Consider the following 13,609-nt stretch of genomic DNA (forward strand, 5'->3'; position numbering starts at 1 on the left):
TGATGAAAAAGGACGCGCAAGGCGTCCTTTTTTCATAGGGATTTATCGACTAGCCTTCATTTGCTCAACACGCTTGTGGGGTTGCTACTGAGCTCGCTAGCTCTAGGAGCGGCGGTAAGTAGCGAATATTCTGCTCTGCCAGTTGGCGTTGCTCGGCAATGATATCGTGTAAAATTTCACGGGTGGTCAAAGGGTTTGCGAGTACGACCCTTAAGACGACAATGCGTTGTTTGAAGTCTCGCTCAGGCGTAATTCGAGTACGAGATACAAATGACTTGCCGTTTTCACGTTGGCGTTTTTGTATAAACTTGGTTAGCCCATCAAGAAGTGTATTAAAGCGGGCTAATAGCTCAGTGTCACCTCGTTCACGGGCAATATCCATCGCGTTTCTGACAGCAATAGGCACATATCGATAAGTGAGTAAGCATAATTCTGGATTGGTAACTAATTCAAAGTCAGGTTGCTGTTTGATATGGTCGGCAAAGTAGCGCGCTTTCTCAATACTGTTATTGATTAAGATCTCGTATCCGTCGCGGCCAATAATTTTCATACAGGCATGAACCAACATAGCCATGCCTGGGCGAGAGCCTTCTAGGGTCTGGCTGCCTAAATCTTTTGAACCACGACGCAATATATACTCTGCATGGTGTTCAATCGCGCTTGCTGAACTCGGATCTTTGAAAATAACCATTCCAGCGCCCATGGGGACATACATTTGTTTGTGGGCATCAATCGTGACGGAGTCTGCTAGCTCGATCCCTTTCAATAACGCGCGGTATTTGCTGGAGAGCAAAGTTGCGCCCCCCCATGCTGCATCAACATGAAAGTGACAATCGATTTCTTGCGCTAATGCTGCGAGTTCCGGCAAAGGATCGATGCTTCCAGTTTCTGTCGTACCCGCGACGCCCACAATGGCCATGACTTTGATGTTTTTCGCTGCAAGTTTTTGTGCATATTGACGCATGAGTGTCACGTCAACTTTATTGTCGGCATCGGTCGGAACTTGGATAATTTGATCGCGGCCGATACCTAAAAGGTCAGCAGTTTTACCTAGAGAATAATGGCCTCGCTCAGAAACCAATATCGCTAAATCATCGTATCCGTAATGGCGCAGTGCACGATGTAAACCCTGTTTCTCAATACCGGTAAACTCACCATCGGGTTGTAGGAGTTTGTTTCGAGCAATCCATAGAGCAGAGATATTAGCGACTGTGCCGCCAGAACAAAATGCGCCGAGTGCGTGGTTTGCACTATGCATTAACTGTTCATAAAAGCTAGCAGACTGGCCATAAATCAAATGGTGCATCATGCCGATCACTTGGCGTTCGAGCGGGGTAAATGCTTTAGACGTTTCTATCTTGACCAGATTTTGGTTTAAGCCCACCATCATTTTCGAAAGTGGTAACACAAAATAGGGGAGTGCAGAAGTCATATGGCCAATAAAGCTAGGCGACGCAGTATGTACCGAGTGGGCAACCAATTTCTGCATCATTTCATCAGCATAATCGGATACAAAACTCGGTAACTGCGGAATTTCATGCGTCAGAAAATCCTGCTCAATTGAGGAAAGCGGCTTTTCTACCGCGACAATGCTCTCACCCAGAAAACCAGTAAGATTTTCTGACAGGCGTTGCTCAATGATGCTTAACGCGGACTCGGGAGCTTCGGGTACTGTAAAGATGCGCATAAGCGCTTCTTCAGAAGCCGTTGCTTGACGCGTGTGTCTGGATGTCATGTGACTGGCCATCTCTATTGTTATTGTGTCGTGCTCAATCTGTCGTGCGGTAAAGAATGGAGCATTTTTCTAAAGGGTGCTCACTTTACTGTATGAGTTATATCGCATCAAGGGCTAAAGATAAATCCGTGAACCAGAAATGTTTGTTCAAAAAAGCGCGTGTGAGCTGTAATGAAAGGCTAATTATTTGTTAATGCTTAAGTTGTCAGGTATATGCTTCGTCTATCTAGCTCAATTAGTTCTGATGTAATCTATTATCAATTTAAATCAAGTTGTTAACCCACGTGCATTGGACGAGCGGGTGGTCGGAGTCTGTAGTCATTGAACTTTGCTTGTTGCAATTTCGTTAGCGCTCAGGAAATGAACGCTAACAGTCGCCTTCAGTCGACTTTTGATGGGTTTACCCAAGCAGGCGTTAATCTCTGAGCGAAACGTTTTGCCAGTTTGATGGTTGGTTTGAGGTTAAAACGTATAAATGCTGTGTCGTTGGTGTGTCATAGGTGTGTTGAAACAAGTAGCCGCTGGTATTGGTATAGTCAGGGCTTACTCCTGCTGGCACCATAATGACAGGAGTTTGCGCCACGTTTTGATCAAAACGAATTGCAGCAGAAGCCTGATAGCGTGCCAGATTGCTTACAATTCTTTGTTGTGTGGTCACGTTGTAGATATCTAATGGGCCATCATAAAATGGATTGGCATGGTAAAAGCGTACCGTAGGATCTTCACCTTGCTGTTTGAGTAAACGCTGCACTCGAATGGAGTTCGCTTGCTCAATGGCGCCGGTTAGCAGCAAAAAATAATCAGTTTGGTTTCCATTTAATGTCAAATTGCTTGTTGTTAGCAGAGCTTGATTGTTCAGCGCGTCTCGGGTTGTAAATGTTGCATTGGCTTGTGGTAAGCCGGTCCATCCAAAAGAATAGGTATTGACGCTTTGCAAGTATCTTAGGTTTTCAACAATCTGGTATGATTCATTACTTCCTTGCTGATAATAAACATCAACCATGGGGTCGTCATGCGAACTATTGGCGGCAGAGAGTAAATTGACATACAGCGGAGAAAAGCTGTATTCCGTTTGGGAGACCTGAATATCATCTTGGCTACCTGCGCCACCACCGCACCCTTGTATGCCTAGAATCAGAGAAGCAAATACAAAGCTGCTGAAGTTATAGTGTTTTTTATTCATGATATCCATGGTGACAAGCCTTCGATTGAAGCGGTATCTCTTCAGGATACCTCGCCGTATGCAGAGGCATATTTTATCCTTTGTCTTTAACAGGCCGCAACTATAACCGCTCAATCTTATTGAAAATGAACATTGTTTTACCAAGTTCGCCGTTGTGAACCGCAAATCGCAGTGTTTGACTCGTTCAATCGCTATCGTTCCACTGTTGCTATGCATGTGTGGTGCGCACTATTTCGGAGTTATCAAAGCACCAAGCCGCAAGAATAGAGTGCCTGCGTGTCAAATACAGTTACGGATGTGGCGTTTGTTTTGTCACTGAATGACAGAAGACACGCATAGGTTAAAGCTTGTCATTTAATGGTGTCAAACTGGTGCTGTATCATGGCCCTATGCTCTGTAAATTAGAGAGCCGCTGTAAATAAGAGGAATGAATTCGCCGTTGTCGAAGGCGATTCCATCATGGGTAAATGGCCAATATTTGGGGTGATGTCTAGTTTTGCATGGGGGATGACTTGCTTAAGCTCCATTGCGCCCGACACATGTAATATTCTATCTTTGCTTCCCCAAGAAATTAAGACTGGGCCACGATAGTTTTTTAGGGCTCGGTCAAGTGGCAAATCTGGATGTGGTTCTCCATTTTGCATTCGATGTATTTGCTCAAATATTTTGGTATTGATTTCGGCGTTTTGACTCGCTTTATTGGCGAGATGATTCACGATGGGTGAAGGAACAAAAGGTGGCTCAACAAACAAAAAGTCGAACAGCTGTAAGAACTCTGATTCTGTCCGCGGTAAAACGACGGGGTGTTTGCCTTCTTGAGTTGCTGTAAACATATCACTGATTTTCGAGTTCTCAACTCCAAAAGGACTGATTAACCATAAATGTTCGACTGCACTGGGGTATTGAGCGGCAAAGTTCCCAGCAATGTACCCCCCCATAGAGCTGCCTGCGAGATTAAACTTTACCAGTTTGAAAGCATCGATGATCCGTTTTAGACGGTCGATTTGGGAGCGTACATCATAGTCTAATGCCATGTGTTTTGTGCTGTTGCCAAAACCAGGCAAATCAATGGCAATGACATCAAAGTAATTCACAAGGTCGCCAGCAATTCGATTCCAGTTGTCTTTATCCGCCCCAAACCCATGGAGCAAAACTAATGTTGGGCCACTTCCTCCACGCAGGTATTCAATGTCTAATCCATCAACATGGATTCGCTTTAGCTCGAGGCCTGCCAAGCTTCGCTCTGCATGAACCAAATATTTAAATAGCGTTGAATTCGGGAGCAGCGCATATGCTGCAGTGGTGATTAAAATAAATCCTGACAACAAAATTGCTAGATTTCTTTTCATGTAGTAAATCCCTTTTATCTCGTTTTGACCTGTTAAACCTGAATTCTTGCTGTACCTTGATCAGCGGTGAATTCATCGTTTCAATGCAAGTCCAACACCTCCATGCTTTGGACCATCATCGTCAGTTTGTTCGGTAGAGTATATCGCTTTGGTTGTATTTTAGGCGTGGCTAAAGTTTTTTTATCATCCTTTTTTCATTAAAGTTTGGATTGCGGGTGCCGAATTATCATTGGCTTTCATTCAACCTTGCCTTGGGTTTTCCTCTATTTTAGCTATGAGCGATTGCTCAGCCTAGAAGAAAACACCGATTTAGACGCCCGCTCTGGGCACTTATCTAAATCCAGCTCTGGCTACTTAATTTAGATCCAGCTCTGGGCAGTTTGCCAAATCCAGTAACCGAGCACGCCATAGCTAATGAGTACGATTGCACCATCGATGATTTTGAGTTTGCTTTGTTGCTGCAAAGCAACATGCCCGCATGCGATAGCAAATAGATTAACCGGCGCAAGAAAGGCTCCGATGGCGGCAAAGGTAGCTGCGGCAGCGGATAATAACCATGGGCGTTGACTGCTGATTTGTTTGAGTTGCACGAGTTGATATGGAATAAGCGCAAATGCTGCCGCAATCAAGATGCCACCAAGATTCATCATCAGCGGGCCAAAGCCTGCAAAATCCCATAAAGCGATAAGTAACATCAATCCACTTGGAATTAATGATAAATTCACGTAACGACGAAGAAATGTAGGATGTTGTAAACGCCCGGATAAATAGAAGGCAAGTTGCAGTAACAAGTTCGCCGTTGTAAAGCCCCCAAGCCCAACAAATAGCATGAGCGTTGCTGTATTTCCTTGTTGTGAAAACGCAAATGCAGGGCTAGAAATGAGCAGTAATAAAAGAAGTATTAAACGCATATTTTTAACATTGGTGATGAAGATTGTTGTCACGATCTATCAAACTTGTGCTGAATTCAAGCTTTGCTGCAAGAATATCTTGCTTATTGCTAATGTTGAACGTTTTTTATTCAACACCTGTCGATGGTTTTGGTTTTGTGTTCGCAGAGGTTGAGTATAAAAAAGCCCGCAAATTGCGGGCTTTTAAAAGAAATGACGGATTGTGAGCTTGGTTCGTAAGCTTTCTTACGAAACTAAAGCTTGTACTGCAAGCTGATCATAACAAGATGCGCAGTGTAGTCATGATTGAGTGAACCAAAACTAACAACGTTCCATATATCATCGGCTGCAATGCTATTTGCAGCATCATTGTCTTTATAGTTTTCGACCTGATAGTCAAATCGCCAGCTCATTTGGCTATCGACCTGATATTTTGCATAGAGGTTGATATTGTGAACTTTGGCGTAATAATCACCATAGTCGCCCGTGAGTCCTTGGGTGACTTGGGTGTTACTATCTGAGTTTGAGTAGCTATAGTCGATTCCAAGGGCTAGTTTGTTATCCATCAAGTTTTGATAGTCCATACCGACACCGACAACATCGACTTGATCTTCAACTTGGCTCGACCAATTCGGTGCCCCAAAATTGGTGCTGCCAGCTTGGGTTGATTCAATGACTTGGTTGCTATAAAAACCGCTCCAATATAGATCATCCGAGACCTGATAACTCAGACTGAAATCAACACCGATATCCTCTGACTCGGTTAAGCCTATTTGAGTTTTATTATAATCATCAAGGGCGAAACGCGCAGCGAAATCTAGCGTTAGTGCATCAGTAGGTGTATGGCTCACTCGTGCCTCTATTTGACTCCGTTTTCTATCAGCAAGGTGATATTTACGCAGCAAATCGTTGGACTGTGACGACGTCCATTGAGAAGCTTGGTACTTAGAGCCATCCCTTTGTCCGTAGTCGGCTTTGAGGTAGAAGTTCCACATCGGAATATTCGTTAGGCTATATTTGGCCCACAAAGTTTGCTCATCCGTTGTTTCACGATCTTGGTAGTTTCGCTCATCTTTGCGATAGTCCAATCCGGCTTCTAGCTTCATTCCTCGTGCTAAACGATAGTTCGCACTAATTTTCGCAAGGTGTTTGTCATGATCATAGGGCAGGTTGTAATAAATTTCGCCGTTGACATCACTGACCGTGTACTGAGTCCAAGCTTCGACTTGGGTGTCATCGTCACGGCTGTAATAGTCATAGCTAACATTGACTTGTAGTGCCCGGCTCATACGGGTGGTCGCTTTTAACGTCAGCCCAGAAACATCAACTTGACCATCCAATGATGGTACGGGCATTGGATATAGGTAACCCATTTGAACGAAATCTTGGTCTTGGGTCATATTTGCGTAGTGCAAACGTCCACTGAAGACCGTGTTATCAAGCATATATCTTGCTTGCAGGGCAAACTGATGGGATTCATTGTCAGGGTCAAGCGCCATGTAGCCAGTTGTTTGAGCGCCAAATGTCGGGTTGAACAAATTGTCATAACCGAGTTGGTTGTGGTCGTTATCAAACTTTGAGCCAGTATAGCTTAAGTTTGCAAACCAATTCTGTCCGTGTAGATTGAGGCCGGCATTAAGCTGATCTGTGCTGGTATCCACTGGCTCTGGCAACATGATGGACTGATTGTAGAAACTACCTGATGCAGTTTTTATTCCTGTTTTTTGTTCATGCTGATAGCCGATATAGCCAGACCAACTGGATGGTGCTTGGTAGTCGAAACGAATTCCTTCTCGACGGCGCTTTAATGATAGCTCAAAAGGTTGCAAGCTTTGTTCAAGCATAGGCATTTGGCTGCTAGAACCTGCAGTTTGCCAACCAATGGGTGCATTAAGCTGATCGTGTCCCACGCCTTGATAAGGGGTTTGAACGGTTTGGCTTTGATAACTAGCAAATTGTCTTAAATTGACAGCCAGTTTGTATTGCCCTGCCTTCCCAGCTTCTGCGCTCAAACGACCGTTTTCCATCCCCAAGTTTTCTGCTTTTAGGCTGGCTTGATAACCGGTTTCGCTTTTATATCGCACATTAGCGTCGAGCTTACCGACAAACTCATCTTCGGTTGCAAATGCATTGCTCGAATGTAGGTCATCACTGTCGTGATAGCCTGCGCCCACGCCAATTTGGCCTTGATATCCAACGGTGGGTTTACAGCGCTTGCAAACCCATTTATCAAATTTAACCGTTTCGGTTTTTGCGTTGGAAAGATTGTAGCCCGTTGCTGCTTGGACATCATCGCTTAAGGTAGTTCCCGCACTCGTAATCAAGGCGAGAGTGATCAAATTTAAGTTAAATTTCATCGGTAGCACTCCTGATTAACGTTGTAGTAACTTGCCTGACGGATGATTCGAGCCATGTACTTGACTATGACAATTCAGACAGCTTCGGCCGCCAGTAAATGCGTTGTCATTGACAGAAGAGCCCGCAGACGTGTTGCCGAAGTTCGGATTGCTCGCATGGCCATCATTTGCGTGGCATTGCTGGCACAACTGTGGTACGCGTGTTTTTAACATGCCTTCGTTGGCCGAACCATGTGGGTTATGGCAGGTTGAACAATCTTCAGTGACAGGGGAGTGCTCCCAGAGCTTTGGCCCGCGCTTTTCAGCATGGCAGGCATAGCAATTGTCATTGGTGCTTGGTGCTACCAAATCCGCATTGCTGAGGGTGCCATGTGGGTTGTGGCAATCAGTACACACCATTTGGGCCCATTTAATCGGATGGCTAGAGCGCTTGTTCAGCTCTGCTTTTTGTTTGGTATGACAGTTGGTACAAACTTGTATTTCGGTTTCTTTCGATAGTACTGGATCATTGGCGGCGTGCACCTGATGGCATGATGCACAAGCAATATCAGCGTTATCGTGATGTCCACCAGTCCAAGCCATGCGTTGTGTATCGGTATGGCAACTCATACAGACGCTATTTTGCTTTTGCGTGTTTAATGTGGATTTTTCGCCAAAGGTAATCATTGGCTCTTTACCACCACGATTATGCAGACCTAATGGACCATGGCATGCTTCACACTGCAATCCTGCCATAGGGCTTTTACTTGAATTGGTATCGCCATGCACGCCTTGAAAAAGTGCGGTGACCTTTTTTTCTTTGCCGTGACACATCAAGCAAGTATCTGCGCCTTTGGGAGAGTATTTCCCCTCAGAAAATTTGAGATCTAGGCTTGCCTCTACTTCATCTGGCGTCATGGTTTTGTCCCATTTTGCCCCGTAGCTTGGCGATATTGCACTGACCATCAACAAGCAGGAGGCTGCTGTGATCGCAAGTACAGTTTTTATTCGCTTTATGATTTTCATATATCGTTTCCCAATTTGCTCGAACCAATAAAAGAAGGGGAGAGTTGTCTCCCCGTGTGAGCAAGTGATTAATTCAACTTGGTATGGTCGTCGACTGTAGGTTTGTGGCAGAACAAGCAAGACTCAGAGGTCACCGCTTGATTTGCAGTATCCTTATCGCCGTCAACCACTGCGCCGTTTGCTTCGAGAAACTCTTTACTATGAACCATGTAAGGAGAGCCTATGGTATGACATGAAGTACAGGTTGCGGTGACCGGTGTGGTGTAGAGACCGCCGGCAGTTGCTAATGCACCTTTGACTTTAAATGCATCTAAATTCAGATCGTTGTGACATTGTTTGCAATCACCGCCGACAAGAGCAAAGGCATCTTCAATGTGCGTGCGGTGTAGCTTCATTTCGATTGCCCCTTTATTCACCCCGCCAGCATAAGTGCCGTCTGGTGTATGACAGGAAACACAGCCATCAATACCAACAACTATTTCACCGTTTATCTCGCGGCCGAGTTGCTCGGTCATCACAAAGCCTGGGTGATGTGAACCTTTATGGATATCAAAAGTGTCACCATGGCAATTTTCACAGCTGGCAAAGTTTACCGAGTCAATATGGCGCATTGATGCGGCATTACCTGATTTTGTACCAAAAGCGAGTTCGGCCTTCATGCCAGTATATTCACTACTGCCGTCCGGTGCACAGTCAATGATAGTTGCGCCCTCGACACAGACTGAGAAGCCAATAAAGCTGAATGCGGTATCCGTATCTCCATCACCAAAAGGCAATGCTGGGGTGATGCGAACAAGGTTACCATCAACGATACTGGCGCCGTCTTGTAGTATGCCATTTTCGACGAGGTTTAGGCTGTCTTTGCCACGATAGCCCAGCTGCGGGAAATTAGGTCCCACATTTGTGGTGGCTTCAACCCGTTGAATTTTGCTAAGCATGCTATTGATATCAACCGCTTGGCTGTTTGCATCGAGTAAGCTGATGGTCAGTGTTGCGGTGTCATCGGAATTACCGACAAGTGATGCACTAAGACCGAGTTGATCGATCACTGCTTTTTTGGCCAGGGCTTGCTCACTATGAATTTCAGCTGTCCATTGGCTATTGTGACAAGCGATACAATTGGCATTGTTGTCTTGCTGGGAGTGGCCTTCACCTGCTTTAAAGTCAATATTGGTGTGGCAGCTTGTACACGTCTCCATGGTAGGAACGCGCGTGTAGTTTGCCCACTCGGTAAGGGTTTCGGATTCAACATGACACGATTGACAGTTGTTTTGTAGCAGTGCTTCAGCGGCTTCACCGGTATATTCATTGTCGTATTTATCAGTGAAGCTTTTGTTTGCGTTGTGAATGTTATGGACTAAATGGTTCCATTGTGTGTCTTCGTTAAAGCTACCGTTATGACAAGTCGCACAGGTTTCGTGAGTTTGATAGCTGCCATGGCGACGAGTTAGTGCTTCGCCTTCGGTATGGCATTTAGCGCAAACTTGATGAGACACAACATTTTTTGTGTACTTTGCCGCGTAACCTTCACCATCATAATCTGCGACAATTTCTCGGCGAGGTAGGGATGTGACACCATCAAGCAGAGTTGCGTCTGGGCCTCCGGCATATACATTAAATCTTTGAGTTAGATCTTGGTTGAGATTTTCAACCGGAACGGTTGCGGTGTAGCTCCCGTTTTTGTTATCGACGATGACTGCAGGGTTTGAACGAATACTAATGGTTTGCCATTGGGCACTATTGCCGGCGCCAGTGGTTCCCATCGGATACAGCTGAGCGGCTTTCACACCAAAATCTTGGATACCGACAATGGGCTCATCATTCTGGTTAGTGGCATAGATTTCTATGCTCGGTGAGCCATCTGTATAAGTAACTTTTGTCACTTTAAGGTGGAGCGTTTCAATGGCTTCTGCAGCGGGGCCGCCTGGATTTCCAGGTTCACCTGAACTGCCATCACTACCACCACACCCAGTTAATGCTAACGTTATCGCACTAGCGATTAACATTATGCTTTTTTTAGAATTATTGTTCATGGTCATCGTTTTTCCCTGCATAGGTTAGACATCGATAACAATGAGACTGAGGTAAATAAGCAAAGACAGATCGCAATGCAGTCTCTAAATCGATGCGGAAAATCAAATTTCCCTACAAAAATGCTAGCTTAATCTAAGATTAAAATCCGCATATTGTAAGCGTTAATGTGACACAGGTCCTCATATTCATTTAGAGGTATTTGATATTTCCGTTGTGTATATTTCTATTAATTTTCAATATGTTTAAAACATGCTGATAAAATAACTGATTAAACACCTGTATTTAAAAGGTGTTACTAGTCGAGTGATATTCAGTGGTATGGAATGGAGAGCGATTTGCTCTCCATTCCTGCCATGAATAACGATATCGGACTAATGCCCGTGAACGCTCAGAACTTGCTCGCTCGAGTGACAAGTAGAGCAGGTTTCTTTAGCGCGAGTACGTACATCATCTGCGTCAACACCATCGATAATGCCGCCATTGATTTCGATGTGATTGATGGCTGCATCATTAAGATAGGGTTGATGACAGCTCAAACAGGTTCCTGCGTCTGATGAGACCCAAACACCATCAGCATCTTTGGTATCAAGATTTGGATAGTGCCAAACTCGGTCGCTAGAGCGGCCTAAAGCAAAGCCACCATCGGTATGACAAGTAGAGCAGTCGGTCTTCAATACGGTACCAGACTGTACACCTGCATATTTGAGGTAATGGCCGTCAGCATGGTGTGCCTTATAGGCAAAGCTTGTTGGTTTATCAAATTCGCCAGATCCTCGCACTGACTCTTTGAGTGATTTATCTGGTGTGTGGCACGACATACAATTCACACCATTTGAGTCATGATAGAATTCCGCTCCGTGACAGGCATGGCACTTCGCATCATCGATAATGGTGCGGCGCGCGGTTGCTGCTGTATCGCTATAGCCGTTATTCCAAGTAAACCGGAGTGGCTGATCTTGAATATATGCTGGTGCAGCATTATTTAAGAGTTCACCTTCAGTGTCGTAACATGCCATCGGATTGACTTCGTCGACACCATAACCTCCAGTGTTGAAACAGGTTTTCACTAAGGGAAGAAGCTCAAATGATTTACCGTTGATATCAGCAGGCAAAACGATGTTGGCACTAGTGACGCTGAATGTTTTGCTTGCAGTATCATAAACAGATTGCGTGTCATCATATAAATCGATACGTCTTTCTGAGTAACGGCTGCCCGTCTCATAGGCCGGGTAATCTTTATCGATATCCCAAGAGACGACAATATACGGCTTAGAGAAGCCTTTTTTGTAAACAAACTCTTTAGCAATCGGATTGCCGCTATCGTCAAGCAGTTGCACATCAAAGCTTAAGCCTTGACCAGCAGGTGCAATATTTGTGAACACTGCAGAATACAGTTTACTCACTTGATAACGTTTGTTGACATCACCATGACGTTTTTCAGCGTTGTTGGTGCCGTTGTATGGATCGGTCGCATTATGACAAGCCACACAATCAGTGCTGGAGTGGTTCATGGATGGTTTTTCAGTATGACAAGCAATACATGCTGTATTGCTCTTATCTGCTTTAAACAATGCTGCATCTGCCGGAGCACCTTCACCTTCGACGTGACAAGATGAGCAGTCAGTCGCGGGATATAGAGGGAACATCACGTTGCCATAATCATGCATTCCACCACCGTAGCCAATGACTTTATACGGTGCAGGGACCATACCCTCTTCAGTGGCAATCATACGTTCGTTGCCTTTATGAATTGCGTGGATCATGTAGGTGAAGTCCACACTGTTGCCTGATTCTGGATCGCCAGACGTTGCAGTATGGCAGGATGCACAGTTTTCTAAATCAAGTCGGCGGCCGCCATGTAAAGCTAAGCTTTCAGGCTGGTGACATTGGTAGCAGGCCGTAATTGAAACGACTTCCCTACTGGTAATCCCCTCGGTTGCGCCCGTAGAAGGTTGCCAATCATAAGCCGCGTTTGCCGTGATTTGTGGAAGTTTTAGTTCGAGGGTTGCTCTTTGGGTATTGTCGGCGTTGTAGGTTACTTGGAGTGGGGTGGTAACATTAGCGACATCAATTTGATAAGTGTAGGTATAGCTTCCGTCAAGGTTATCAATTAAACAATCGTCACAGTTCTTCGCCGCTTCAACACCTGCTTGGAACTGTGTTGACGGACTTAAATTATCGTCGTCCTCCGGGATCCAATCTGGATTTGGTTCCTTTTGGCTATTGATATAGGCTTGCCATTGTAAGCCTCTATCCACTTGAGCATCGCCAGCAGCTTCGAATACTTGCGTGAGCTGAGCAATACCAAATCTAAGGTCATAATCTTTGTTGAGGCCTAAAACAGCAACACCATTGGCATTGGTTAGTTCGAAATCAACGGTAACTGTTCCTGCATCTATTGAAGCATTGGTAAACGTTGCTGTGAGGCTAGAGGTTGTATCAATGCTGACACCAACGACACCATCTTTGCCATCTTCTCCGTCTTTACCGTCGCTGCCACACCCAACAAGCACGAATGAGAGCATACCGGCTCCCAATAAGGCTTTTGTGGCGGTATTTAAGCTAAAGCGTCTCATCATAATTTTCCCTGCAATTCGTTATTGTTCTAATTGAAACCCATTTGATTAAGGCATATTTCGTCAACAAGATTTAACTGATTGGAATTGTCGCATTTATTAACAAACCAATTATGTACTTTTTAACAGGAAATGACCGACTATTTTGTGAGCTAGGTCTTACTATACCTTTAGAGGTAGTTGTTGGTTTTTTTTTATTGGCTGAAGTGTGATTTGGGAATGTGCCAATGATTGCTAACTCGTTGTTATATAACACCGGAATGTAACTTTTTCCTGCTGGCGCTCCTATGGTGGGTATCGACCGCTAGCGTCTTCTAAAATCAAAGCGCCCAACAATAGGGATGTTCGACCTTGGTTTATGTGTGACCTGTGTCACTGTGGGTTGCCCCGACATTGCATCGATATCAGACTAGACTTTTGGGTGAATTAAATTGATAATCATTTTCGTTTGCGATTTGGCGTGATGATAATTTAGATAGG

At 44.8% G+C, this 13,609-nt stretch carries 8 protein-coding genes; all 8 read right to left on the bottom strand.

Going from position 1 to position 13,609, the window contains the following annotated elements; all coding sequences use genetic code 11:
- Positions 1–64: 64 nt before the first annotated feature.
- Complete coding sequence (panP, locus tag IEY18_RS05460) at positions 65–1,735, bottom strand: pyridoxal-dependent aspartate 1-decarboxylase PanP (RefSeq protein ID WP_188918618.1); 1,671 nt, start codon at positions 1,733–1,735, stop codon at positions 65–67.
- A 415-nt stretch (positions 1,736–2,150) separates the two neighbouring features.
- Positions 2,151–2,918 carry a hypothetical protein gene (locus IEY18_RS05465; protein ID WP_188918620.1) on the bottom strand — a complete coding sequence of 256 codons (768 nt, stop codon included), beginning with the start codon at positions 2,916–2,918 and terminating at the stop codon, positions 2,151–2,153.
- Between the two features lie 401 nt (positions 2,919–3,319).
- On the bottom strand, positions 3,320–4,267 hold the full coding sequence (locus tag IEY18_RS05470; RefSeq protein ID WP_188918622.1) for an alpha/beta fold hydrolase: 948 nt from the start codon (positions 4,265–4,267) through the stop codon (positions 3,320–3,322).
- A 359-nt stretch (positions 4,268–4,626) separates the two neighbouring features.
- The gene (locus IEY18_RS05475) at positions 4,627–5,178 is read right to left on the bottom strand and encodes a hypothetical protein (protein ID WP_188918624.1); all 552 of its coding nucleotides are present in this window, start codon (positions 5,176–5,178) and stop codon (positions 4,627–4,629) included.
- Between the two features lie 233 nt (positions 5,179–5,411).
- Positions 5,412–7,514, bottom strand: coding sequence for an MtrB/PioB family decaheme-associated outer membrane protein (locus tag IEY18_RS05480; RefSeq protein ID WP_188918627.1), 2,103 nt, complete (start codon positions 7,512–7,514; stop codon positions 5,412–5,414).
- A 15-nt stretch (positions 7,515–7,529) separates the two neighbouring features.
- Complete coding sequence (locus tag IEY18_RS05485; RefSeq protein WP_188918629.1) at positions 7,530–8,519, bottom strand: DmsE family decaheme c-type cytochrome; 990 nt, start codon at positions 8,517–8,519, stop codon at positions 7,530–7,532.
- A gap of 68 nt (positions 8,520–8,587) precedes the next feature.
- Entirely contained in the window at positions 8,588–10,552 is a 1,965-nt protein-coding gene (locus tag IEY18_RS05490) for an OmcA/MtrC family decaheme c-type cytochrome (RefSeq protein WP_188918631.1), read from the bottom strand.
- 372 nt (positions 10,553–10,924) lie between these two features.
- Positions 10,925–13,132 (bottom strand): OmcA/MtrC family decaheme c-type cytochrome, encoded by a 2,208-nt coding sequence (locus IEY18_RS05495; protein ID WP_188918633.1) that lies wholly within the window; start codon positions 13,130–13,132, stop codon positions 10,925–10,927.
- Positions 13,133–13,609 lie beyond the last annotated feature (477 nt).

The sequence above is a fragment of the Shewanella gelidii genome, assembly GCF_014647855.1.
GTDB lineage: Bacteria > Pseudomonadota > Gammaproteobacteria > Enterobacterales > Shewanellaceae > Shewanella > Shewanella gelidii.

Excerpts from the sequence above, each read along its gene's own strand:
- IEY18_RS05490 (WP_188918631.1), bottom strand. The coding sequence starts at position 10,552 with ATGAACAATAATTCTAAAAAAAGCATAATGTTAATCGCTAGTGCGATA.
- IEY18_RS05480 (WP_188918627.1), bottom strand. The coding sequence starts at position 7,514 with ATGAAATTTAACTTAAATTTGATCACTCTCGCCTTGATTACGAGTGCG.
- IEY18_RS05475 (WP_188918624.1), bottom strand. The coding sequence starts at position 5,178 with ATGCGTTTAATACTTCTTTTATTACTGCTCATTTCTAGCCCTGCATTT.
- panP (WP_188918618.1), bottom strand. The coding sequence starts at position 1,735 with ATGACATCCAGACACACGCGTCAAGCAACGGCTTCTGAAGAAGCGCTT.
- IEY18_RS05465 (WP_188918620.1), bottom strand. The coding sequence starts at position 2,918 with ATGAATAAAAAACACTATAACTTCAGCAGCTTTGTATTTGCTTCTCTG.
- IEY18_RS05495 (WP_188918633.1), bottom strand. The coding sequence starts at position 13,132 with ATGATGAGACGCTTTAGCTTAAATACCGCCACAAAAGCCTTATTGGGA.
- IEY18_RS05470 (WP_188918622.1), bottom strand. The coding sequence starts at position 4,267 with ATGAAAAGAAATCTAGCAATTTTGTTGTCAGGATTTATTTTAATCACC.
- IEY18_RS05485 (WP_188918629.1), bottom strand. The coding sequence starts at position 8,519 with ATGAAAATCATAAAGCGAATAAAAACTGTACTTGCGATCACAGCAGCC.